At 31.1% G+C, this 22,669-nt stretch carries 22 protein-coding genes; 16 read left to right on the forward strand and 6 right to left on the reverse strand.

Translation table 11 applies throughout. The features are described 5' to 3' along the window. Nucleotides 1-2: 2 nt before the first annotated feature. The 6 genes from LQ688_RS12580 to LQ688_RS12605 all read left to right on the forward strand — a co-directional run bounded on the left by LQ688_RS12580 (nucleotide 3) and on the right by LQ688_RS12605 (nucleotide 6,309). Nucleotides 3-686 carry a response regulator transcription factor gene (locus tag LQ688_RS12580; RefSeq protein WP_016998477.1) on the forward strand — a complete coding sequence of 228 codons (684 nt, stop codon included), beginning with the start codon at nucleotides 3-5 and terminating at the stop codon, nucleotides 684-686. 1 nt (nucleotide 687) lies between these two features. Next, on the forward strand, nucleotides 688-1,695 hold the full coding sequence (locus tag LQ688_RS12585; RefSeq protein ID WP_016998476.1) for a sensor histidine kinase: 1,008 nt from the start codon (nucleotides 688-690) through the stop codon (nucleotides 1,693-1,695). A 104-nt stretch (nucleotides 1,696-1,799) separates the two neighbouring features. Then, the gene (locus LQ688_RS12590) at nucleotides 1,800-2,561 is read left to right on the forward strand and encodes an ABC transporter ATP-binding protein (protein ID WP_016998475.1); all 762 of its coding nucleotides are present in this window, start codon (nucleotides 1,800-1,802) and stop codon (nucleotides 2,559-2,561) included. Further along, nucleotides 2,551-4,482 carry an ABC transporter permease gene (locus tag LQ688_RS12595; protein ID WP_135021012.1) on the forward strand — a complete coding sequence of 644 codons (1,932 nt, stop codon included), beginning with the start codon at nucleotides 2,551-2,553 and terminating at the stop codon, nucleotides 4,480-4,482. Before LQ688_RS12590 ends, LQ688_RS12595 begins: the two co-directional genes overlap by 11 nt. A gap of 198 nt (nucleotides 4,483-4,680) precedes the next feature. Continuing rightward, nucleotides 4,681-5,298, forward strand: coding sequence for a DUF47 domain-containing protein (locus tag LQ688_RS12600; protein ID WP_016998473.1), 618 nt, complete (start codon nucleotides 4,681-4,683; stop codon nucleotides 5,296-5,298). A gap of 12 nt (nucleotides 5,299-5,310) precedes the next feature. Next, a complete protein-coding gene (locus LQ688_RS12605) occupies nucleotides 5,311-6,309 on the forward strand; it encodes an inorganic phosphate transporter (protein WP_064205079.1) in 999 nt (332 codons plus the stop codon). Between the two features lie 233 nt (nucleotides 6,310-6,542). Here the strand turns inward: LQ688_RS12605 and LQ688_RS12610 are convergent, their stop codons facing one another. Continuing rightward, complete coding sequence (locus LQ688_RS12610; protein WP_016998918.1) at nucleotides 6,543-7,349, reverse strand: LysM peptidoglycan-binding domain-containing protein; 807 nt, start codon at nucleotides 7,347-7,349, stop codon at nucleotides 6,543-6,545. Nucleotides 7,350-7,674: 325 nt separating this feature from the next. Here LQ688_RS12610 and LQ688_RS12615 point away from each other — a divergent pair, with 325 nt between their 5' ends. From LQ688_RS12615 to LQ688_RS12625, 3 genes are all read left to right on the forward strand, one after another. Then, nucleotides 7,675-8,322: a Bax inhibitor-1/YccA family protein gene (locus LQ688_RS12615; protein ID WP_275583999.1), complete on the forward strand. Its 648-nt coding sequence runs from the start codon at nucleotides 7,675-7,677 to the stop codon at nucleotides 8,320-8,322. Between the two features lie 196 nt (nucleotides 8,323-8,518). Continuing rightward, nucleotides 8,519-9,232, forward strand: a complete 714-nt coding sequence (locus LQ688_RS12620; protein ID WP_016998920.1) for a YebC/PmpR family DNA-binding transcriptional regulator — start codon at nucleotides 8,519-8,521, stop codon at nucleotides 9,230-9,232. 14 nt (nucleotides 9,233-9,246) lie between these two features. Continuing rightward, nucleotides 9,247-9,729 carry a cupin domain-containing protein gene (locus tag LQ688_RS12625; RefSeq protein WP_016998921.1) on the forward strand — a complete coding sequence of 161 codons (483 nt, stop codon included), beginning with the start codon at nucleotides 9,247-9,249 and terminating at the stop codon, nucleotides 9,727-9,729. A 122-nt stretch (nucleotides 9,730-9,851) separates the two neighbouring features. Here the strand turns inward: LQ688_RS12625 and LQ688_RS12630 are convergent, their stop codons facing one another. Beyond that, on the reverse strand, nucleotides 9,852-10,961 hold the full coding sequence (locus LQ688_RS12630; RefSeq protein ID WP_016998922.1) for a 5-methyltetrahydropteroyltriglutamate--homocysteine S-methyltransferase: 1,110 nt from the start codon (nucleotides 10,959-10,961) through the stop codon (nucleotides 9,852-9,854). Nucleotides 10,962-11,090: 129 nt separating this feature from the next. On the opposite strand from LQ688_RS12630, the gene LQ688_RS12635 reads away from it, so the two are divergent. After that, complete coding sequence (locus LQ688_RS12635) at nucleotides 11,091-12,614, forward strand: phospholipase D-like domain-containing protein (RefSeq protein WP_135031183.1); 1,524 nt, start codon at nucleotides 11,091-11,093, stop codon at nucleotides 12,612-12,614. 55 nt (nucleotides 12,615-12,669) lie between these two features. Here LQ688_RS12635 and LQ688_RS12640 read toward each other — a convergent pair whose 3' ends face one another. Next, a complete protein-coding gene (locus LQ688_RS12640; protein ID WP_016998924.1) occupies nucleotides 12,670-13,221 on the reverse strand; it encodes a TetR/AcrR family transcriptional regulator in 552 nt (183 codons plus the stop codon). A gap of 209 nt (nucleotides 13,222-13,430) precedes the next feature. On the opposite strand from LQ688_RS12640, the gene LQ688_RS12645 reads away from it, so the two are divergent. The 3 genes from LQ688_RS12645 (at nucleotide 13,431) to LQ688_RS12655 (ending at nucleotide 16,722) form a co-directional block, all read left to right on the forward strand. Beyond that, entirely contained in the window at nucleotides 13,431-14,078 is a 648-nt protein-coding gene (locus tag LQ688_RS12645; RefSeq protein ID WP_016998925.1) for an HlyD family secretion protein, read from the forward strand. A gap of 12 nt (nucleotides 14,079-14,090) precedes the next feature. After that, nucleotides 14,091-15,974 (forward strand): DHA2 family efflux MFS transporter permease subunit, encoded by a 1,884-nt coding sequence (locus LQ688_RS12650; protein ID WP_016998926.1) that lies wholly within the window; start codon nucleotides 14,091-14,093, stop codon nucleotides 15,972-15,974. 193 nt (nucleotides 15,975-16,167) lie between these two features. After that, nucleotides 16,168-16,722 (forward strand): ribonuclease FAU-1 family protein, encoded by a 555-nt coding sequence (locus tag LQ688_RS12655; RefSeq protein WP_016998927.1) that lies wholly within the window; start codon nucleotides 16,168-16,170, stop codon nucleotides 16,720-16,722. 76 nt (nucleotides 16,723-16,798) lie between these two features. Here the strand turns inward: LQ688_RS12655 and LQ688_RS12660 are convergent, their stop codons facing one another. After that, complete coding sequence (locus LQ688_RS12660) at nucleotides 16,799-17,620, reverse strand: undecaprenyl-diphosphate phosphatase (protein ID WP_064211405.1); 822 nt, start codon at nucleotides 17,618-17,620, stop codon at nucleotides 16,799-16,801. 174 nt (nucleotides 17,621-17,794) lie between these two features. On the opposite strand from LQ688_RS12660, the gene LQ688_RS12665 reads away from it, so the two are divergent. Then, nucleotides 17,795-18,670 (forward strand): LysR family transcriptional regulator, encoded by an 876-nt coding sequence (locus LQ688_RS12665; RefSeq protein WP_239724385.1) that lies wholly within the window; start codon nucleotides 17,795-17,797, stop codon nucleotides 18,668-18,670. Nucleotides 18,671-18,698: 28 nt separating this feature from the next. Here LQ688_RS12665 and LQ688_RS12670 read toward each other — a convergent pair whose 3' ends face one another. Then, the gene (locus tag LQ688_RS12670) at nucleotides 18,699-19,337 is read right to left on the reverse strand and encodes an MOSC domain-containing protein (protein ID WP_016998930.1); all 639 of its coding nucleotides are present in this window, start codon (nucleotides 19,335-19,337) and stop codon (nucleotides 18,699-18,701) included. A 133-nt stretch (nucleotides 19,338-19,470) separates the two neighbouring features. Here LQ688_RS12670 and LQ688_RS12675 point away from each other — a divergent pair, with 133 nt between their 5' ends. Together LQ688_RS12675 and LQ688_RS12680 are read left to right on the forward strand one after the other, a co-directional pair. Continuing rightward, nucleotides 19,471-20,682 (forward strand): sugar efflux transporter, encoded by a 1,212-nt coding sequence (locus tag LQ688_RS12675; protein WP_016998931.1) that lies wholly within the window; start codon nucleotides 19,471-19,473, stop codon nucleotides 20,680-20,682. Nucleotides 20,683-20,696: 14 nt separating this feature from the next. After that, on the forward strand, nucleotides 20,697-21,179 hold the full coding sequence (locus LQ688_RS12680) for a DUF456 domain-containing protein (RefSeq protein WP_218707230.1): 483 nt from the start codon (nucleotides 20,697-20,699) through the stop codon (nucleotides 21,177-21,179). 142 nt (nucleotides 21,180-21,321) lie between these two features. On the opposite strand, the gene LQ688_RS12685 is transcribed toward LQ688_RS12680, so the two are convergent. Then, nucleotides 21,322-22,623, reverse strand: coding sequence for a PTS sugar transporter subunit IIC (locus tag LQ688_RS12685; protein WP_064205074.1), 1,302 nt, complete (start codon nucleotides 22,621-22,623; stop codon nucleotides 21,322-21,324). Nucleotides 22,624-22,669 lie beyond the last annotated feature (46 nt).

The following is a 22,669-nucleotide window of genomic DNA, read 5'->3' on the forward strand; positions in this document are numbered from 1 at the left end:
GAATGGAATTATTAATTATAGAAGATGATGAAACACTATTTAAAGCGATGCAAACTCAACTTGAGAAATGGGGTTGGTCTGTTCATGGTATTAATGATTTCAGTTTAGTATTTGAAGAGTATCAAAAAATAGAACCAGAAATGGTTATTATTGATATTCAATTACCTAAATATGATGGATTTTACTGGTGTCGGATGATTAGGCAACAATCTAATGTGCCGATAATATTTTTATCTTCTAGAGACCATCCTATGGACCAAGTCATGAGTATGGAACTAGGTGCAGATGATTTTATACAAAAGCCATTCCACACAGAAGTACTCGTTGCGAAATTACAGGCAATATATAGAAGGGTCTATCAGTATAATAAAGAAGAACCTCGTGTGAAATTATGGAATAAAGCTCGTGTAGATTATGGTAAGCATGTTATAGAAAAAAATGATATTGAAATATCACTTACTAAAAATGAAATGTTTATATTAGAAATTTTACTTAATCATAAAAATGAAATCGTAACAAGAGATACAATTATTACCGCATTGTGGGATGATGAGCAATTTGTTAGTGATAATACTTTAACAGTAAATGTTAATAGACTAAGAAAAAAATTAACGGACATTGGTTTAAATGATTTAATTGAAACAAAAGTAGGCAAGGGTTATATTGCCCACGAGCCGGAGGGATAGGATGCTTAGACAGTTTTTAAAAGAAAGATGGCCGTGGATAATATTTTTTATAGCTATGCAAATTGTGATTCTCATCACTTCTTGGCTTGATGTAGCGATATCTGTAAAAAGTGCTCAATATTTAATATGCGTTAATCTTATTTTATTTGTTATCTTTTTGTTATTAATCTATTCAAGAGAAACAAGGTTTTATCATGCTTTAAAGTCGAATATGTCTCTAAAAGAAATGGAACATAAAGACTTACAACATTCTGCTTATGAAAAAATTATATTTAACTATATTGAAGATTATGAAGAAACGAGTCGTTCAACTATTCATAAACAGAATAAAGAACTTAAGCAAACTAAAAATGATTTATTAGAATGGATTCATGAAGTGAAGACACCTATCACTGCTATGAAATTATTGTTAGATCAAATAGAAGACACAAAGTTAAAGCAAGATTTATTGTATGAGTGGAGTCGTATCGATTACTTACTCGATCAACAATTATACATTAGAAGATTAACTTCTAAATCTAATGACTTTTACTTTGGACACTTTAATCTGAAAAATATGGTCATAAAAGAAATTCAGCATGGTAGAAATATAAGCATTGCCAAAGGTGTCGGTTACGATATAAAAATAGATAATACAGAAGTCTATACTGACGAAAAATGGTGCCGTACCATCTTGAGACAAATTATAAGTAATGCTTTAAAATACACTGAAAATAGTGATATATTGATTAAATCTGGAGAACAACACGGTCAAACTTATTTAGTAATAGAAGATAAAGGTAGAGGTATAAAAGCAAGAGATTTACCAAGAATTTTTGAAAGAGGTTTTACTTCTACAACGAATCAAAGGGAATCAACTGCGACGGGCATGGGATTATATCTTGTGAAAGAAATAGCTGAAGGACTAAGTATAAAAGTGAATGTCAAATCAACATACGGCGAAGGTACAAAAGTCCTTCTCATTTTCCCTAATCCGAATATGTTTACAACAATTGAACTTGCAAAGTGACAATAATGTCACTTTGCAAGTTCAAATTGTATCATGAATCGAAGGATTTAGAAGCGGTAAACGATTAATATTAAACCATAAACAAATTTAAAGGAGTTTTGAAAATGAGCATATTAAAAACCGAACAACTAGTAAAAGTTTATGGTTCTAAAAATAATCAACAAGAAGTTTTAAAACAAATAGATATGTCAGTAGAAAAAGGCGAATTTATTAGCATAATGGGACCTTCTGGTTCTGGTAAAACAACGTTACTTAACGTATTAAGTTCTATCGATTACGCAACTAGTGGACAAATTGAAATCAATGGTAATCAACTACAAAATATGAATAACAGACAGATGTCGAACTTTAGAAAAAAAGAATTAGGTTTTATTTTCCAAGAGTACAATTTATTAAATACGTTAACTGTTCAAGAAAATATTATGTTGCCATTAACAATTCAAAAAATCTCTAAAAAAGAAGCATATAAAAGATACGAAGAAGTTAGTAAAGTATTAGGTATTTTAGATATCCAAAACAAATATCCTAATGAAATCTCAGGTGGTCAAAAGCAAAGAACTTCTGCAGCAAGAGCTTTTATAGCACAACCATCTATAATATTTGCTGATGAACCGACAGGTGCATTAGATTCTAAATCAGCTTCAGATTTACTTAATAAGTTGGATCAACTTAATCAAACAACTGGTGCAACAATCGTAATGGTTACACATGATTCGGTAGCTGCAAGTTATTCTAATCGTGTTATTTTCTTAAAAGATGGTAAAGTTTATTCTGAACTTTATAAAGGAGACGATGATAGAGAAACATTCTATAAAGAAATCATCAAAACACAAAGTGTGTTAGGTGGTGTCGTAAATGAGCTTTAATCAAATCGTCATTAAAAACTTACGACGTAGTATCCAGCATTATAGTATGTATGTTTTTTCAATTACGATGAGCGTCATGTTATTCTTTGGATTTGTAACTTTAAAGTATTCAGATGATTTAAAAGGCCTACAATCTGGCGTTAAGCCAGACGCAGGTATTAAAATTGGTATAACATTATTAACTGTTATTATTGTGATTTTCTTATTATATGCAAACCAATTATTTATAAAAAGAAGATCAAGAGAAATGGGATTATATCAATTAATAGGTATGACTAAACGTGAAGTATTTAAAATATTCGCTTTAGAAAATCTAGTGTTATTTGCACTTACAGTTATTTCAGGTACTATTTTAGGATTTTTCTCATCAAAAATTTTACTTATGATACTTTATAAAATAATTGGAGTAAATCAAGAAGCACATTTAGATTTTAGTATACAAGCACTTTTACAAACTGTAATATTAATGATTGTTATTTACATTATTATATCTATACAAAACTATATTTTCATTAAACGAAAAACAATTTTAACTTTAATGAATGAACATCATGCAACGGACACTAAAATTAAAAAAATAAAACTATACGAGCTTATATTCGGTGCAATAGGTATCATTATGATTATTAGTGGTTATTATTTATCAAGTGTATTATTTGATAATTCTAAGGGTATGATCGATTTATATACAAGAATGTTAACTATACTTTTCTTAACAATAGTAGGTGCTTACTTACTATTTAGATGTTCTATATCTTTAATATTCAATACGATACGTAAGTATAAAAGAGGAATGTTAACTGTTACAGATGTTGTATCAACTTCATCTATTATGCATAAAATGAAAACAAATGCTTTATCTCTTACAATTATCGCAATTGTTTCAGCTTTAGCAGTAGGGCTCTTATCTTTAAGTTACATTTCATATTATAATGCAGCAGAAACTGCTCGTGATACATCACCAGATGACTATATCTTCATTAAAGAAGACAAAGCGAAACAATTTAAAGAAGAACTTAAGAACGAAGGTATTCCATATAAAGTTCATGATTTCCATGTGACATTCTATAAGTTAGATGATTCAAAAGTATTTAAAGCTCGAAATGATATGGAAGGTCAACAATCTAATTCTCCGACTGTTGTTGCAAAAGCTTCAGATTTTAAAGATATAAATTTAAAAAATGATGAAGTTGCAATAGTTGGTTATAGTGATATGTTAGATAAAGTTGTAACAGTAGATGATAAAGAGCCAATTGTTTATAAGGTAAATAATGAAACGAAAAAATTAAAAGTTAAATCAATTAATAATGATAAATATTTAGCAAGTATAGTTTCATTTAATAGTCCTGTTAATGTTGTTTCAGATGATACATTCAATGAAATGAAAAAGAATGAAGCTAAAAATGATAGTTATAATGATCAATATGGTATTAATTTAAAAAATAAACAAGATATTAAAAAAGCTGAAAGTATATTCGCTAAGGTAGCAAAAGATGAAAATGGCGGTGCTTTATCTTACAATGAAATATATGAAAATTCTAAAAGCACATTAGGTTTAATGTTATTCGTGCTAGGATTCTTAGGGATAGCTTTCTTACTATCAACGGGTTGTATCATATATATTAAACAAATTGATGAAACTGAAGATGAAACTTCAAATTACAAGATTTTAAGAAAGCTTGGTTATACTTCAAGAGATATGTCACGTGGTATAGCATTGAAAATTAGTTTTAACTTTGCATTACCACTTATTATCGGTTTGTGTCATGGTTATTTTGCTGCTAAATCAGGTTGGTTCTTTATGGGAGAATCATTCTACACACCAGTATTAATTGTTATGTCACTATACTCTTTAATATATGTTCTCTTTGGAGTACTTGCTTATATACATTCTAAACGTGTTATACAACGCGCGTTATAAAGGTTTTCAAGACTAATGCTTGCCATTAGTCTTTTTTTATGTTATAAAAAATCAATGTAAACATTGTATTTTCAGAAAGTTTACAAAGAACTTAAAAATTTAAAAATACATTAATAAATAGTGGTTTAATTCAATTTGAAAGAGTACAATGGAAGAGTAATTACGTAAATTATGATGTATATTTTGGGAGGATTATTAATGTTTAATAAGAAAAAGGATAAGTTTGGTATACAGCTAGAAGCTATAGCTGAGAATTTAAGCCGCGCATCTGTTGAATTTGGAGAAATGGATTTTGACTCTGACTTCGATTTGAAAGCTTATTCAGATAAGATAAAAGCCTATGAATCAAATGGTGATGATTTAATGCACCAAATGATTACAGATTTAAATCAAACTTTCATCACACCAATTGAAAGAGAAGATATTCTTGAACTTTGTGATGCATTGGATGATGTTTTAGATGAAATGGAAGAAACATCAGCAATGTTTGAAATGTACTCTATCAGTTATTCTGATGACTACATGGCAGAATTCGTTAAGAACATTCAAGCAGCAGTAAAAGAAATTGCAATTGCTGTGTCACTTGTAGCAGAGAAGAAATTCTCACATATTCGCGTTCACTCAATCAACATTAAAGAATATGAAACTAACTGTGATGGTATTTTAAGACAATCTATTAAATACATTTTCAACAGTGAAACAGACCCTGTAACATTAATAAAAATAAAAGATATTTACGAATCATTAGAAGATGTAGCAGATAAATGTCAATTAGTAGCAAACAAACTTGAACAAATCATTATGAAAAATAGCTAAGGAGTTTAAAAAATGGATAGTTTACTCATTCTTACCGTAGCTATTGTTGTATGTGCGTTACTTTTTGACTTTATTAATGGTTTCCATGATACAGCCAATGCTATCGCAACAGCAGTATCTACAAAGGCACTTAAACCAAGACATGCCATATTATTAGCAGCAGTAATGAATTTTATCGGAGCTTTAATGGCGACAGGTGTTGCCCAAACAATTGCAAAAGATATCGTTGACCCATTCAAATTAGAAAATGGTTCGATTGTTATTTTAGCAGCATTGCTTTCAGCAATAGCATGGAATCTGATCACTTGGTACTTTGGTATTCCAAGTTCGTCTTCACATGCTCTAATTGGATCTATCGCTGGAGCTGCAATCGGTTCGGCAGGGTTCGGCGTATTACATTACCAAGGATTTTCTAAAATTATATTAGCATTAATTGCTTCTCCAATTCTTGCTTTTATTGTCGGGTTTACGATGTATTCCATTTTTAAAGTTGTATTTAAAAATAATAACTTAACAAGAACAAATAGAAATTTTAGATTTATTCAAATTGGTACAGCAGCTTTACAAGCTTTCTCACACGGTACAAACGATGCTCAAAAAGCAATGGGTATTATTACTATGGCGCTTATTTCAGCTAATCTACAATCTACAACTGATATAGAATTGTGGGTTAAAGTAAGTTGTGCTACCGCAATGGGACTTGGAACAGCAGTAGGTGGTTGGAAAATCATTAAAACTGTTGGTGGTAACATTATGAAAATTCGTCCGGCAAATGGTGTTGCAGCAGACTTATCATCAGCATTTGTCATTTTTGGTGCGACGTTTATTCATTTACCAGTATCAACAACACATGTTGTATCTTCATCAATTTTAGGTGTAGGTTCTTCTCAACGCGTTAAAGGTGTTAAATGGACTACAGCTCAGAGAATGATTATTACATGGATTATTACATTACCAGTATCAATAATACTATCGTTTATTATTTATCATATTTGCGTACTATTTGTATAAAAATAGGAAAGCACACTTTCAATTGTAACTTGAAAGTGTGCTTTTTAATTTAAATTAAAAAAGGGATGGGACAGAAATCTCATTTTAATAAATAGATTTCGTAGTCCCACCCCGGCAAGGATGACTAGGGTTGGAAAAAGCTTGATATAAGCGCATTTTCAATCCAGTCAGCTACTGCCATTATAATAAAAGAGGCTGAGACATGTATTTATGCCCCAGCCTCTTTCAATATATTAATGAATATAAGAATAGTTGTAAACTTCAGATGCAGGGATTGTTCTATAGTCTGTTACACCCGGTGGTGTATTGTAATTTGTTTCAGATACAAGTAGACTACCATCTGCATTAATAGATTCTACATATGAAACATGACCATATTGACCAGCACTTGATTGCATAATTGAACCAACAGCTGGTGTATTATCTACACGGAAACCGTCTGCTTGTGCAGCGCCAGCCCAATATTTTGCGTCTCCCCAGTATGTGCTAATTGCACTACCAGCTTGACCTCTGCGGTCAAAGACATAATATGTGCATTGTCCCCAGTCGTATAAGTTTTGGTCATTAAATGTTTGGTTACCGCCTGTTTGAGAAGGTGGTGTATTGTCAGAAGGTGCAGTTGTATCACTACCACTACCACCTGCAATTTTTAAAGTTTGACCAGGATAGATAATATAACCTTGTAAATTATTTGATTTCATAAGTTGGTCAACTGAAACACCATGTTTTTGGGCGATTACTTCTAAAGAATCACCATTTTTAACTGTGTATGTAGAACCTGAAGTTGCTGTTTCTTGTGAACCACTTCCTCCAGCTGAACTACTTCCGTTTACAGTAATGACTTGTCCAGGAAAAATCATATTCCCTGAAATGTTGTTACTTGATTTCAGTTGATCTACTGACACACCATATTGATCTGCAATAGCCCACAATGACTCACCATTTTTGACAGTGTGTTGTGTAGAAGCTTCAGCATCGTTATGAGCGGCGATTGCTGCAACACCTGAAACTGCTGTTACCGCGAATGCAAATTTTTTCAAAGGCTTATCCTCCTTGTTATCTCGATATTATGTTATAAAGCATAAAGCTAATAGCTAATATATAAATCCCTCGATAGATAAATAGTAACAAAAATAAAAACCTGTGTACTGTATGTAATCATCTTGTAATAAAAACACAATAATATTAAATATTGTTTTGAAAAATATTTATATGCATAGTCACTGTGATGGTGGGGTATATATGTAATATGGTAATATATGGTTGTTGATTGAATATTACAAATTTGAATCAATCAACTCGTTTGATATGTTAAGGTCTAACATGTAAAATATGGATAATACTTTATAAAAGGAATGATAAAAATTGAGTTATGAACATAACTACGGTACATATCAAGAAATAGAATCACGAGGTTCATCAATTCGAAAAACTTGGTTGTATTTTTTATACTATTGGGTAATTTTTGGAATTGGTACATATTTAGGTCAGTTTGTGCCACCAGCATTATATCTACCTATAACAATAGGCTTATTCGCTATGATAATGATTTCTTTATTTACAAAATCATCTAGAAAATTTGGCGGATTAATATCAAATCTATTCGCATTTTTAATTGGTATATTATCTTATACATCGTTTATGTATTACCTAGGAACATTAGGTACTCAAGCATTTTATGGTAATATCGCGTTAGCTATAGGAGCCTTTGCTGCTTTTGGTGTGCTAGGTTACTTCATGATTGATAATGCCGCGGGATTAGCAAAATATTTATTTGTTACATTAGTAGCTTTAGTTATTGCTAGTTTTATTGGTATATTTTTAAATAATCCTATATTCCATACAATTATTTCAGTTATTGGAATTGGTTTATTCTTATTATATACAGTGTACGATTTCAATCGAATGAAAAGAGGTCAATTTTCACCGAGAGAAATGGGATTTAACTTATTTATAAACTTACTTAACATCATCATGCATATACTTAGATTAGCGAGTATTTTGAGAGATTAAATAAATAGACTGAGACAAAATTACATGTCTCAGTCTATTTTATTATATTGGTAGTATATGGCAAAATTAAAAGTTTACTTTTATCAAGATTTTTCAATCTCACTTTTTTTACATAAAACGGTAAACTTTGCGAGATGAGCGCAATATTGTATAATAAGAATGTTAAAATAACTCACTTTGAAAGAGAGATGGAATTATGGGACGTAAATGGAATAATATTAAGGAAAAAAAAGCCCAAAAAGATAAAAATACGAGTAGAATATACGCGAAATTCGGCCGTGAAATATACATGGCAGCCAGATCAGGTGAGCCAGACCCAGAGGCTAATCAAAATTTAAAATTCGTATTGGAAAAAGCTAAAACGTATTCTGTTCCTAAACATATAGTAGATAGAGCTATTGAAAAAGCAAAAGGCGGTTCAGAAGAAAATTATGATGAATTAAGATACGAAGGCTTTGGTCCAAGTGGTTCAATGCTTATTGTAGATGCATTAACAAACAACGTTAACCGTACAGTAAGTGACGTTAGAGCTGCATTCGGTAAAAATGGTGGAAATATGGGTGTTTCTGGATCAGTAGCATACATGTTTAATAACACAGCAGTATTTGCATTTAAAGGTAAATCTACTGATGAAGTTTTTGAATTATTATTGGAAGAAGATTTAGACGTTAGAGATGTTATTGAAGAAGAAGATTTAACAATTGTTTATGCTGAACCTGATCAATTTGCTCAAGTCCAAACTGTACTAAAAAATAATGGTGTAGAGGACTTCGAAGTTGCTGAATTATCTTGGTTAGCACAATCTGAAGTAACATTATCTGAAGAAGATTTAGAAACGTTTGAAAAATTAGTAGATGCTATTGAAGACTTAGAAGATGTTCAACAAGTTTATCATAACGTTGAATTATAAATGGAGAGATAAAAATGAATCAAGAACAATGGATTGATATGCTAAATTTAGAGCCTCATCCTGAAGGTGGCTATTATAAAGAAATTATTAAATCTAGTCATACTTTGGATGACCAAAATGCGATGTATACGAGTATATATTTTTTATTAGAAAAAGATAACATATCTCATTTTCATCGTATTCAATCAGATGAAGTGTGGTACTATCATGCAGGACAAACATTAACTGTGCACATGATTCATTCCAATGGCGTTTATGAACAAGTAAAAGTAGGGCCTAACATTCAAGATGGTGATGTGTTACAAGCACTTGTACCTAAAAATACAATATTTGCATCAACTGTTGAAGGCGATAATGATTTTGCATTAGTAGGCTGTATGTGTTCACCAGGTTTTCAATTTGAAAAATTCGAATTGTTTACTCAAGAAGAATTGTTAGTAGATTACCCCCAACACGAAGAAGCAATTAAAAAGTATGCATTTGAATCCATTGAATAAAATAGCAAAAAAGGCGAAATATAAATCTCATACTCAAAATAAATGCTCCTAATCCTTTAATTAAAATAAAGGGTTAGGAGCATTATATAAATGAAATAGTTAAACATTTTTAATTGTTGTAATTATAGTTCGCCGTATACTTCTTTTGCTGTTTCAACAATATAAGCTAACTTTTTCCATTGTGCTTCTTCTGTTAAGATATTACCTTCTTCAGTTGAAGCAAAGCCACATTGTGGGCTTAAACATAGTTGGTCTTTCGATACATATTCTGTCGCTTCATCAAGACGATTTAGTATATTCTCTTTATCTTCTAATTCACCAGTTTTAGAAGTGAATAATCCTAGAACGATATAAGCATCGTCTCTATCAAAATGTCTTAAAGGTTCAAAGTCTCCTGAACGATTATCATCGTATTCTAGGAAGAAACCTTGTAATTTTTCTGTGAATAGCTCTTTTGCAATTGGCTCATATCCACCACTAATTGCCCATGAAGATTGATAATTCCCTCTACAAATATGAGTAGTAATTAATAGGTCATTTGGTAGATCTCTCAATGAATCATTCACTACTTTAGCGGCTAATTTAATTGCTTCTGCTTTTTCATCTTCTGTACGCTCTCTATTCTTGATAAGTTGTTTTGTTGCTGCTAATCCAGCCCAATAAACATCATCAATTTGTAAGTAACGACAACCTAGTTCATAAAATTTTAAAATAGTTTGACGATAAGCTTCTGATACATCTTTAGCAAAATCATGAATATCAGGATAAATATCGTGGTTTAAAATATTTGGGTGAAATAATTGATTTGGACTTGGAATAGACACTTTACTTACAGCTCTACCGTCAACTTGCTTATGTAAATATTCAAAATGTTCAAAGTGTGGATGATTAGGATTAAATTCAACTTTTTGGACAACTCTTACGTCGTGCTTTTTAGTTTCTACACCATTAAAAGTCAGTCCAATTTCAGGCTCATAATCTTCAATACCTGTTAAATTTTCTAAGAAGTCAAAGTGCCAATAAGCACGTCTAAATTCTCCATCAGTGATACTTTTTAAACCGACTTCTAATTGTTTTTCGACTATTTTATTTATTTCTTCATCTTCGACTTTTTTTAATTCGTCTTTAGATAGATTACCTTCAAAATATTTCTCTCTAGCTTCTTTTAAAGGTTCTGTGCGTAATAAACTGCCAACATGGTCGGCACGGAAAGGTCTTAATGCTTCTGTCAATTTACTTCACTCCTATGTATTTTCTCTAAAAATTCTGAAAAATTCAATATTAATAAAAATACCAAAGTAATCCATCGCTGTCAATTATATTTTGATATAATAAAAATATAAGGAGAGGGGGTTATAAATTTGGCAAATAAAAAGAAAACAAATGTGAAGAGTAAAAATAATTTAAAGCAAAGAAAAAAATCTACAAAAAGTAAAAAGAAAAGAAGTAAATTTAAGAAACATTATATTTTATGGAGTTTATATATAATAATATTCACGATTATAGCAGTCAGTATTTATAACGTATTTAAGCCCTTACCTCATGGAGTATCAAAATTAAGTTCAGAGACTAAAACAGATGATGTAGAACTATTAACTGATTTATCATATAAATCCGGAAATGAAATGCATTACGACCACGAAATATTTGATAAAGTCAATGAAACCATTCAAGAAGCAAATGATTTTATTATAATGGATATGTTTTTATTCAATGGTTATCAAACTGGAGACAAAAAGTATCCACCAATATCAAAACGGATTACAGATTCTTTAATTCAGAAAAAACAAGAGAATCCAAATGTTAGAATCATAATATTAACAGACCCTATCAATACATTTTATGGCTCATACACGCCTGATAATATAAAAGATTTAAAGAATCATAATATAGATGTACGTTACACAAATTTAAGTAAGTTAAGAGATTCTAATCCTATTTATTCAGGTGCATATCGCACATTATTTCAATGGTTTGGTAATAGTGAGAAAGGTAAGTTGCCTAACCCTCTGAGTGGAGAAGCACCAAATGTTACTGTTAGAAGTTATTTAAAGTTATTAAATATGAAAGCCAATCACAGAAAAACACTTGTTACTGAAAATCATGGGATGATACTTTCTAGCAATCCTCACGATCCAAGTGGTTATCATCAAAATGTCGGTGTAAGAGTGTCTGGTCCGATTCAAAAGGCACTCATAAAATCTGAGATTGCTGCTATAAATATGAGCGGTGCTCAATATGACGAATCAGATTTTAAAATCAATCATAATAGTTGGAAAGATAATGCACGTTATACTGTACAATTGGCTACAGAAGGTAAAATTAAAGAAAAGGTCATTAGTAACATTAAGAAAGTACAATCCAAAGACCGTATTTCAATAGGTATGTTCTATTTATCTGACCGTGATGTTGTTAAAGAACTGATAAAAGCATCTAAAAGAAATGTAGATATTAAAATTATTTTAGACATTAATAAGGAAGCTTTTGGTAAAGAAAAACCAGGCGTGCCTAATAAACCGGTAGCTAGTGAATTAATTAATCGAACAAATAATAATATTAAAGTGAAATGGGCTTTAAGCAATGGGGAACAATTTCATTCTAAATATTTATTGTTTGAACAACATGAAAATAAAGATGCAACGATGATATTAGGTTCATCCAATTTAACTAGAAGAAATATGAATGATTACAATTTGGAAACTGATATTATAATTCAAGGTAAACAGGATGATCCTGCGTTTCAAAAACTATCTACAACATTTAATGATGCATGGATTAATAATGAACATTCATACACTGCACAGTATGATGAATATAAAGATGAATCACTGTGGAAGAAACTATTATATAGAATACAAGAAGAGACTGGTTTATCCAGTTTCTAATATAAATGCTCCTATTTCGTTAATTAAAATTCAAACGAAATAGGAGCATTAATTTTTATCTGTTTATTCTTAAGATGTTTCTATACATAATATCTGCCATTTTTTCAGGTGAGTCCTGACATCCGTCCCGTAACCAACTATATATAGACGCGATTTGTCCACCAATTGTATATTCAAGAAAGAAGTTGGCATCTTGTAATGTACCGATTTTAGAAATGAGTTTTTCAATTCTGTCTTTTATAAGCTTGATAAAGTTAATGATAAAATCTCGTTCAGGATGTAAAACAAAGACACTATAGAAAAATTTTTGGTACTTTAAAATATAGTAAAAAACATTTGTAAAATACCGTTTTACATATTTTCTCCTATTGGCTGGTTCTTCAATAATAGATAGTTCAATATTATCCATTAAATTTTCGTAATTACTCATGTGATATTTTTGGATTTCATCATATGTATCATATTTATCTTTGAAATGGGCATAAAAAGTTGAACGGTTAATACCACTTTCTGCGCACAACATTTTTATTGTAATTTCGTCAAAGTGATAATCTTCCAATAAATAAACCATATTACTAATAATTAATTGTCTCGCATGTTTTTTCATAATTCACCTCGATAACTTACATGTCCTATATTTTAACAAATAAAGTATAGAATATATATTAATATACTTTAAAAACTTTAATTTAATATGTTGATTTATCTGATTTTTTAGTTAATTTAACCCGACAAATTTTTAATTTTTGTTGGTTTAATTAGTAAAAGCGTAGCCGTATAATAAGTAAATCATTGAAATATGGAGGATATAAAGTAATGAAAAAAATCGTGCTTGTAAATGTTATCACGATAGTGGTTTTAGTGGCTATTGGCCTAGTAGGATTCCATTATTATAGTGAAGCAACAGATTATGTAAAAACAGAAAATGCAAAAGTGGATGGAGAGCAAATTAAAATTGCTAGTCCAGTATCAGGTAATTTAACTAGTTTTGACGCTAAAGAAGGTAAAACTTATGACAAAGGCGATAAAATTGGTGAAGTAGAAGGTAAAGGTGAAGATGGTCAATCTCAAAAAATGAAGATTGAAGCACCATCAAAAAGTACAATCGTAAAAACTTCTGAAACAGAAAACAATTTAGTACAAGCTGGCTCACCGATTGCTTATGCATATAATTTTGATGATTTATATGTAACTGCAAACATTGATGATACAGATGTAGAGGATGTAGAAGAAGGACAAGCAGTTGACATTGATATCGATGGTCAAAAAGCTAGTGTTAAAGGTAAAGTGTCTCAAGTTGGATTAGCAACTGCATCAAGTTTCTCGTTGATGCCTTCATCAAATAGTAATGGAAACTATACAAAGGTGACACAAGTTGTTCCAGTGAAAATCACATTTGATTCTAAGCCATCAACAAATGTTGTTCCAGGAATGAATGTTGAAGTTCGAATCCACAAGAATTAAGGAGGGTGTATTATGACATCAACCTTTACGGTGGCTTATATAATAATTGCAATCTTACTTTGGATTGGAATTAATGCATTTGTATTAAAACGTAAAAAAAGAAAACAAGTTTCTAATGAATCTTTTGAAAAAGATCATAAAGAAGAATACAGTCAACTTAAATCTAAAGATGATGATAGCTTAACAGTTAACCGTCATCAAAAAGAATATAAAGAAGAGCAAGTTGAACAAATGAACCAAGATGAAAATAATCAACCATCATTTAAAGAAAACGTATCTGACGATAATAATAATTCAGAAGATGAAGATTCTGTATTATCTGATCGTGGTATGGAAATACATGAAGACGAACCAATCAACGAACAAATTAAAAAGAATCATGTTAATTTTGTTTATGGTAAAGGTATTACAAGAAATAAAATATTAATTGCAATGATGTTCGGTATGTTCATAGCAATTTTAAACCAAACATTATTAAATGTAGCATTACCTGTTATTAATAATGAATTTAGTATTTCAGCTTCAACTGGTCAATGGCTAATGACGGGATTTATGCTTGTAAATGGTATATTAATCCCAATCAGCGCCTTTTTAATCAGTAAGTATTCTTATAGAAAATTATTCATTATAGCAATGATTCTGTTTACAATCGGATCATTCATTTGCGCGTTGTCAGTAAACTTTCCAATGATGATGACAGGACGTGTCATACAAGCTGTAGGAGCAGGCGTGCTTATGCCATTAGGTTCTAATGTGTTTATGACAATCTTCCCACCAGAAAAGCGTGGTGCAGCAATGGGTACATTAGGTATTGCATTTATTTTAGCACCAGCTATAGGACCAACATTATCAGGTTGGGTTGTACAAAATTACCATTGGAATATCATGTTCTACGGAATGTTTGCTATCGGTTTAATTTCTATCATAATCAGTTATTTCTGGTTTAGAATTTATCAGCAAACGTCTAACCCTAAACCAGACGTTCAAGGTATTATATTTAGTACGTTAGGTTTTGGACTATTATTATACGGTTTCAGTGAAGCGGGTAATAATGGATGGACATCTACAACAGTTTCATTATCATTAATTATTGGCGTTATCTTTACAACAATGTTTGTTATTCGTGAAATAAGAATGAAAAATCCAATGCTTGATATGTCAGCATTAAAATATTCTGGGTTCACATTAACGACAGTTATTAACGTTATCGTAACAATGAGTTTATTTGGCGGTATGATATTATTACCAATTTACTTACAAAATCTTCGTGGGTTCTCTCCATTAGATTCTGGTTTATTATTGTTACCAGGTTCATTAATAATGGGCTTTATGGGACCAATTGCTGGTAAAATGCTAGATTCATTTGGTATTAAGCCATTAGCTTTAATTGGTTTAACAATTATGACTTTTGCAACATGGGAGTTAACACAGTTAAATATGGATACACCATATTCAACAATATTAATTATTTATATCGTACGTTCATTTGGTATGAGTTTTATCATGATGCCTATTATGACGGCTGGGATGAATTCATTACCTCAACGATTGATACCGCATGGTAATGCAATCAGTAACACAGTGAGACAATTGGCAGGGTCAATTGGTACTGCAATACTTGTAACAGTTATGACACAAAATACGACTACTCATTTAGCTAACATGTCAGATAATTTAGATTCAACTGATCCAATTATTCAAGAACAAGTTAAAGCACTTTCAGATTCTGTTGGTGGAAAAGAAAGTGGCATGTCAGCACTTGTTGAGTTTCTAAATAAACTTGCAACTGTACAAGGTATAAATGACGCTTTCTGGATTGCAACTCTGTTTAGTGTTATTGCATTAATCTTAAGTTTATTCTTAAAAGGTAAGTCACATTATATTTCACATGAATAACGTAAAATTTTAGAATTAAAAATCATATGTTTTAAAGTTTAAATTTTATATATAAATAATCATTTCAAAGCCACAAGAATTTCAAACTTCTTGTGGTTTCTTTGTGTAAAATAATAAAAAAAATAAAAGATTACTCGAATGCTTTATATCGGCTCCCGTTTTTTATATAATGAATAAAAGGAGTTGGTAACTTGTGAAAGTTAAGTATATTGACAAACGTCATTGGCGACGTCTCCTTAATCGCGAATATAAAGAAGTTGCGCTGGATACTAATCACTTTAAAGGTCTTGTAGGACTTGTAACGATGCTTGAAGTAAAAGAACCGTTAATAGTAAATGTTGTAGGTAAAGAAATTACAGTAGCTGACAAGGGCTATAAATGGATGCAAATATTACCGGAGAAAAAGCCATATAGTATTACTGTGATGTATAATAAACAAAATCAACCAGTGCAGTATTATTTTGATGTGAATTTGAGGAATATTACCCAGCTTGGAAATGCACGAACTTTAGATTTATGCTTAGATGTGTTGGTGATACCAAAGACAGGGGAATATGAACTAGTTGATGAAGATGATTTAGAAAGAATGCTTAAAGAAAACAAAATTTCTAAAGCGCAATTTCATAAGGCATATGTTACTGCTCATGAGATTATGTTCAAGTTAGAAACAGATTTTAAAGGAATAGAGAAAAAGATAAGATATTGTTTTCATGAAATAATGAATGCAAATAAGAATAGTAATAAATAAATATTCCTAAACTATGATTTACATAAAAAACGAGCATACATAGTATTAACTGTGTATGCTCGTTTTTTAAAAGTTTTTATAAGAATATCAGTGCAAGTATAATTGCTAATGGTCCTACAACGAAACAGTATTTACTAAATATACCTAATTGTCCGCGTTCCATTATGCCTTTTAGCCATTTTAAAGAGAAATAGCTGGCCACAAGTGAAGCTACAAATGCGAACATATAAGAAATCATTAATGAAGAATCTGGTGGTGTTTGAATGATATCTTTAATACCAAGCAATGCAGTCCCTAAACTTACTGGTATATAAAGTAAGAATGAGAACTTAAATGCTGTTTTTTGATTCATACCAACACCTAAAGCACCAACTATCGTTGCACCACTACGACTAAGTCCTGGAATTAATGCAATAGCTTGAAATAGCCCTACTATAATCGCATCTTTTAACGTTAAATCTTTATCTAACTTTTGACCGCGTTTATTTTTAATAAACCATAGTGCAATACCAGTTACAATTAACATGAAACCGACTAGCATAACACTTTTTGTGTCGCCAATTATATCGTTAAAGATTAACCCAAGAACACCAGCAGGTATCGTGGCAACTACAAGATACATAGCAAATCTAAAGTTTCGAATTACTTCTTCAGTGCGATCTCCTTTAATAAATTTTAAAGTATCAACAATGAGTTCGATAATATCTTTTCTAAACAAAATCAGTACAGCAACTAATGAAGCCGTATTTACAAAAATTTCAAATGTTAAACCTTCAGTATGTAAGCCTAAAAATTCTTGAGCCATTACAAGGTGACCACTAGAAGATACAGGTATGGGTTCAGTTACACCTTGCAATAAACCTAGAAAAATATACTTTATTATCTCAATAAGTAACATAGTAAGATCCTTCCTATTTAATTTACATGCTTAACTATAACTAATTTTAAAAAAGTATTCAATTTAGATAGTAAGATTTTTTATAATTCGGTCTTAAGTAGTAGTTGCTTAAAGGCATGCTTGTAATAATTAAAGCATGTTATAATGAAATAAATGTGAGGAGGGTGTCTTTTTATGAAAGTAGATGATTACAAACTATTAGTGACTTTAGAAGATGTAAAGACATTGAGGAAAGCTGCTGACATTCTCTATATTTCGCAGCCTGCCGTCAGTCAACGTCTCAAATCTATCGAAAACTTTTTTGGTATAGATATTTTTATAAGGACTAAGAAGCAATTAATAACAACTAATGAAGGTTCGCTCGTTATTGATCACGCTAGAAAAATGCTTAAAGAAGAGCGTCTATTACTGGATAGAATAAGTTCGAAAGTCGGGGAAGTTAATGGGAGTATCTCAATTGGCGTATCTTCGTTAATTGGACAAACAATTTTGCCTCAAGTTCTAGGGCAATATACTAAACTTTACCCTAACGTCGATATACAATTACAAATTGGCTCAAGTGAACATATTAAATCATATCAGAATGAATTTCATGTAACAGTAATTAGAGGTAATGAAGTAATGAATGTACAGAACGACTTATTATTAAATGAACAACATTACTTTATTTATCCTAAAAATAGAAAACATGATTTGCATTTATTACCGATGATTGAATTTCAAGCTGAACCAATATATTTAAAGCAAATTGAAGAATGGTATTCAGATTATTTCAAACAAGAATACCATGCTCTTATAAAAGTAGATCAAATCGCAACTTGTAAAGCATTGTTATTAAATGGTGTAGGCGTTACAGTTTTACCTGAATTAGTTATAGATGATATAGATACAGACCTTTTTGAAATTAAAAAATTAAATATCATGAAAAAGCCTTTAAAACGGTCAACATATATTTGTTATGAACATAGTGTATTGCAATTACCACAAGTAAAATCATTTATTGAAGTGATTAAAAATTACATAAACCAAATTGATGTTAAAAAGAAGTAACCGATAGAGATTTGTACGATGTTATCATTTATTTTAATAATTTAATAAATATATTTCTTGTTTCTTCATTTATACCATCATGATTTAATACTGATTGTATGCGTTGTTTGTTTTTATTATCTTTAAAACGTGTTTCATTCAATTCAAGTATAGAAAGGGAAGGCTTTTTTTGTTCAATCAATACTAAATCGTCTCCTTGTGATACATAGCCTTCTTTGATTACGCGAAAATAACATCCTGTTTTACAACTGTCTGCCATTCTTTTAACTAAGTCTTTTATGCCATACCTTTGCGCGATTGTAGCGCAAGGTTGTCTTGGACAAGATACTTGTATAGTGGCTTCACCTAACTGATATGTATCACCGATATTTAAATCCGCTTCAGTTAAGCCAGAGACTGTTAAGTTTTCTCCAAAAATTGCATATTCAGGCAACAGGTGAATGATATCGTTCCAATATTGATAGTTATCTTTACTATAGAAACATATAGCTTTTTCAGGACCGCCGTGCCCTTTATATTGTTGTTCATCTTCAACAAACCCTGTTTTTGATAAAAACATACTATTTGAAATAGGGGTTTTATAAATGGCGGTCTTTTTTGTTTTTTGATTATCGAACGTAACGTTAGAAACTTTACCAGTAGAAATATAATCAATTTTAAATACCATGGCTTTTCTCCTTCTTAAATCATGTAAATTTATTTTATAACTTTAGAAAAATTATATCAATTTTAGCATTGACGTAACAGGGGTTTAGCTATAAAGTACAAGCATATAATAAAATAAAGAAAGATGTGAATTCATGTTTTTGAAACTGTTTCAAATCAAAAATTATAAGCTCTTTACAGTGAATATGGGATTACTTGGTATGGCAATCGCAATCACTACCCCGTTCTTAGTGTTATATGCGACACAACACTTAGGAATGACTAGTGGCCAATATGGTCTATTAATGGCTCTTGCTGCTGGAGCATCCTTCACTGTGAATTCTATAGTAGCTAGGTTTTCAGATAATGGTAAAATCAACCGTAAATATCTTATCGCAACAGCCCTTATAATGGGTGCTTTATGTTTCTCCATTTATTTCTATGTACATACTATCTGGATCTTCATTGTATTATACGGAATGTTCCAAGGTCTGGCAGCACCTGCAATGCCTCAAATGTATGCTTCTGCTCGTGAATCTATTAATGAATCAGAATATAAAGATAGAAGTATCTTTGCCAATACTGTTTTAAGATCAACTTTCTCATTAGGTTTCTTATTTGGTCCATTGATAGGTACTGTATTACTTTCACTATTGGGTTATGACGGTCTATTTGGTGGTACGGTTACTATATTCTTAACTGTACTCGTATTACTATTATTATTTTATAAGGAACCAAAGAAAATCTTAAATAATATAGTAGGGAATTTTCCAGAGAAAAAAGCTCCGAACTTAATTAAAGAACCGACTTTACTTATACCATTTTTAGCTTTCATTCTATTGCATATTGGGCAATGGATGTATACTTTAAACATGCCTTTATATGTAACTGAATATTTGAAAGATGACGAGTCTCATGTTGGTTATTTAGCAAGTTTATGTGCAGGCTTAGAAGTACCGCTTATGATTATTCTAGGAGCTATCGCAAGTAAATTCAGAACGAAAACTTTACTCATGGTAGGTTCAATATTTGGCTTTGGTTATTATTTCAGTATCGGGGTGTTTGATAGTTTTACTGCAATGTTAATTGGACAATTAGCTTTAGCATTTTTCTTAGCTATTTTGTTAGGGCTTGGTATCAGTTATTTCCAAGATATTTTACCAGACTTTCCAGGTTACGCTTCGACTTTATTTGCGAACGCTATGGTTATTGGACAACTAGGTGGAAATTTACTTGGTGGTGTCATGAGTGATATAGTAGGATTAGGAAATGTGTTCTTTGTTTCAAGTTTTTCGATAGCACTTGCGTTTGTTCTTTTAATTTTCACTATAGAACATAAGGAACAAAACAATACACAAATTAGTTAGGAGTACTAAATTACATGACAACAATTAGTTGGTTACTTATCATTATAATGTTTGTAATTGCATTTATCGGTTTAATCAAACCAATTATCCCATCCGTTTTATTTCTTTGGATAGGGTACTTTATATATCATTTTGCAATAGATTCATCAAAATTATCATGGATATTTTGGACGGTTATGATACTCTTTACAGTATTTATGATTTTGTCGGACATCATCATGAACAGTTACTTTGTGAAAAAATTTGGTGGTTCTAAATTAGGAGAGACAATGGCAGCAGTTGGTGTTATTATTGGTTGCTTTGTATTTCCACCTTTCGGTATTATTATCGTACCGTTTATCTTAGTATTCGTTTCAGAAATTATACAAAAGAGTGATATCAGTGCTGCACTTAATGCAAGTATAGGTTCACTATTAGGATTTTTAACAAGTACAATAGCAAAAGCACTTATCATGATCGTTATGGTTATTTGGTTCTTTATTGATATTATTTTTTAACATTTAAGAGCTTGAAACATAAATTCTAACTCAAAATAAATAAGCATATCACTTAACGGATTGTTTCAGTTTGAAAGTGATATGCTTATTTTTTATAAAAATCTTCGTGCATCTTTCATCCTTATTTATATCTTCTACATTATTATTTGTTTTCTTCTTCCATATCTTTTTCAATTTCTTCTTTAGATTCGCCACTTTCCTCTAAAATCATTTTACGATCATACATTTTAAAGAATGGGAAATAAATACCGACAGAAATTGCAATATTGATTAATACGAGTATGATAGCCCGCCAATCGCCACCAGTGGCTAAGTATGCACCAATTGGAGCAGGTAAAGTCCATGGAGGCATTACACTGGTCGCATTGACTAATCCTAGGGCAGTTGCGATATAAGTGATAATCGTTAAAACGATAGGTATTAAAATAAATGGAATGACCATAATTGGGTTTAATACAATTGGTAAACCAAATATAACTGGTTCATTGATGTTAAATAAAGAAGGGATGGCAACTGCTTTACCCATTTTTTTAAGGAATTGTGATTTTGCAAATATTAATATACAAATAACAAGACCTAAAGTTGCGCCCGCACCACCAATCCATACAAACCATTGGAAAAATGTTTCGGGTGCAATATGAGGTAGTGCTTCTCCTGCTGCATGTGCTTCACCGTTTTTAGCTAAATAAACTTCCCATAATGGTCGTTCTATCGTACCGACAATAGACATTCCATGAATACCAAATGACCAGAAGAATGTTGTTAAAAATACTGGCACTAAAACACCTGGTAGTGTGTCGCCTGCAAACACAAGCGGTCCGACAATTTTATCTACGAGTGAGTGTAAGTCTAGTTGGAATAGTACTGTAATGATACTCATAAACCCTAGAACAAAAACGACAGGTATAAGAGATTCGAATGAGCGACTGACGGAAGGTGGAACTTGTGGTGGCATTTTAATCGTGATGTTTTTAATTTTACAGAAACGATATATTTCTACAGAAAGAATAGCAACAATCATTGCGACAAATAAACCGTGCCCACCTAAATTTGTCATAGGTAAAACAAAACCTAATTTATCGTCCATAGTAGGTGCGATAGTTAATAGAAAAGCTGCGGTAGAAAGTTGTGCGGCAGATAATGGATCAAGGTCATAGGATTTTGCAAGATTATATCCTATACCAAAAACGATATACAAACTCATTATAAACATAGTCATTCTATAAGGTATTAAAATTTCTTCGGCATGTGCTGTTGCCCACTTAGTAATTGCCCAAGATTCTGGCAATGGTGGTGTTGCAAATATTAAGAAAAATGAACCAAATATAATGAATGGTAACGCTGAAATAACCCCATCACGAATAGCAAGTAGATGTCTTTGGTTTGAAAGCTTAGTCATTGGTCCCGAAAGCTTATTTTCTATCCAAGTTGCAAAATTATTCAATGTTAATCCCCCTTTGTTTGTAAGCGCTTTAATTTTGTTATAGTAT

The sequence above is a fragment of the Mammaliicoccus sp. J-M40 genome (genome assembly GCF_022386395.1).
Lineage (GTDB): Bacteria > Bacillota > Bacilli > Staphylococcales > Staphylococcaceae > Mammaliicoccus > Mammaliicoccus lentus.

What these genes read in the sequence shown, in the direction of transcription:
- LQ688_RS12580 (WP_016998477.1), top strand. Translation starts at nt 3, where the DNA reads ATGGAATTATTAATTATAGAAGATGATGAAACACTATTTAAAGCGATG.
- LQ688_RS12585 (WP_016998476.1), top strand. Translation starts at nt 688, where the DNA reads ATGCTTAGACAGTTTTTAAAAGAAAGATGGCCGTGGATAATATTTTTT.
- LQ688_RS12590 (WP_016998475.1), top strand. Translation starts at nt 1,800, where the DNA reads ATGAGCATATTAAAAACCGAACAACTAGTAAAAGTTTATGGTTCTAAA.
- LQ688_RS12595 (WP_135021012.1), top strand. Translation starts at nt 2,551, where the DNA reads ATGAGCTTTAATCAAATCGTCATTAAAAACTTACGACGTAGTATCCAG.
- LQ688_RS12600 (WP_016998473.1), top strand. Translation starts at nt 4,681, where the DNA reads ATGTTTAATAAGAAAAAGGATAAGTTTGGTATACAGCTAGAAGCTATA.
- LQ688_RS12605 (WP_064205079.1), top strand. Translation starts at nt 5,311, where the DNA reads ATGGATAGTTTACTCATTCTTACCGTAGCTATTGTTGTATGTGCGTTA.
- LQ688_RS12620 (WP_016998920.1), top strand. Translation starts at nt 8,519, where the DNA reads ATGGGACGTAAATGGAATAATATTAAGGAAAAAAAAGCCCAAAAAGAT.
- LQ688_RS12625 (WP_016998921.1), top strand. Translation starts at nt 9,247, where the DNA reads ATGAATCAAGAACAATGGATTGATATGCTAAATTTAGAGCCTCATCCT.
- LQ688_RS12640 (WP_016998924.1), bottom strand. Translation starts at nt 13,221, where the DNA reads ATGAAAAAACATGCGAGACAATTAATTATTAGTAATATGGTTTATTTA.
- LQ688_RS12645 (WP_016998925.1), top strand. Translation starts at nt 13,431, where the DNA reads ATGAAAAAAATCGTGCTTGTAAATGTTATCACGATAGTGGTTTTAGTG.
- LQ688_RS12650 (WP_016998926.1), top strand. Translation starts at nt 14,091, where the DNA reads ATGACATCAACCTTTACGGTGGCTTATATAATAATTGCAATCTTACTT.
- LQ688_RS12660 (WP_064211405.1), bottom strand. Translation starts at nt 17,620, where the DNA reads ATGTTACTTATTGAGATAATAAAGTATATTTTTCTAGGTTTATTGCAA.
- LQ688_RS12665 (WP_239724385.1), top strand. Translation starts at nt 17,795, where the DNA reads ATGAAAGTAGATGATTACAAACTATTAGTGACTTTAGAAGATGTAAAG.
- LQ688_RS12670 (WP_016998930.1), bottom strand. Translation starts at nt 19,337, where the DNA reads ATGGTATTTAAAATTGATTATATTTCTACTGGTAAAGTTTCTAACGTT.
- LQ688_RS12675 (WP_016998931.1), top strand. Translation starts at nt 19,471, where the DNA reads ATGTTTTTGAAACTGTTTCAAATCAAAAATTATAAGCTCTTTACAGTG.
- LQ688_RS12680 (WP_218707230.1), top strand. Translation starts at nt 20,697, where the DNA reads ATGACAACAATTAGTTGGTTACTTATCATTATAATGTTTGTAATTGCA.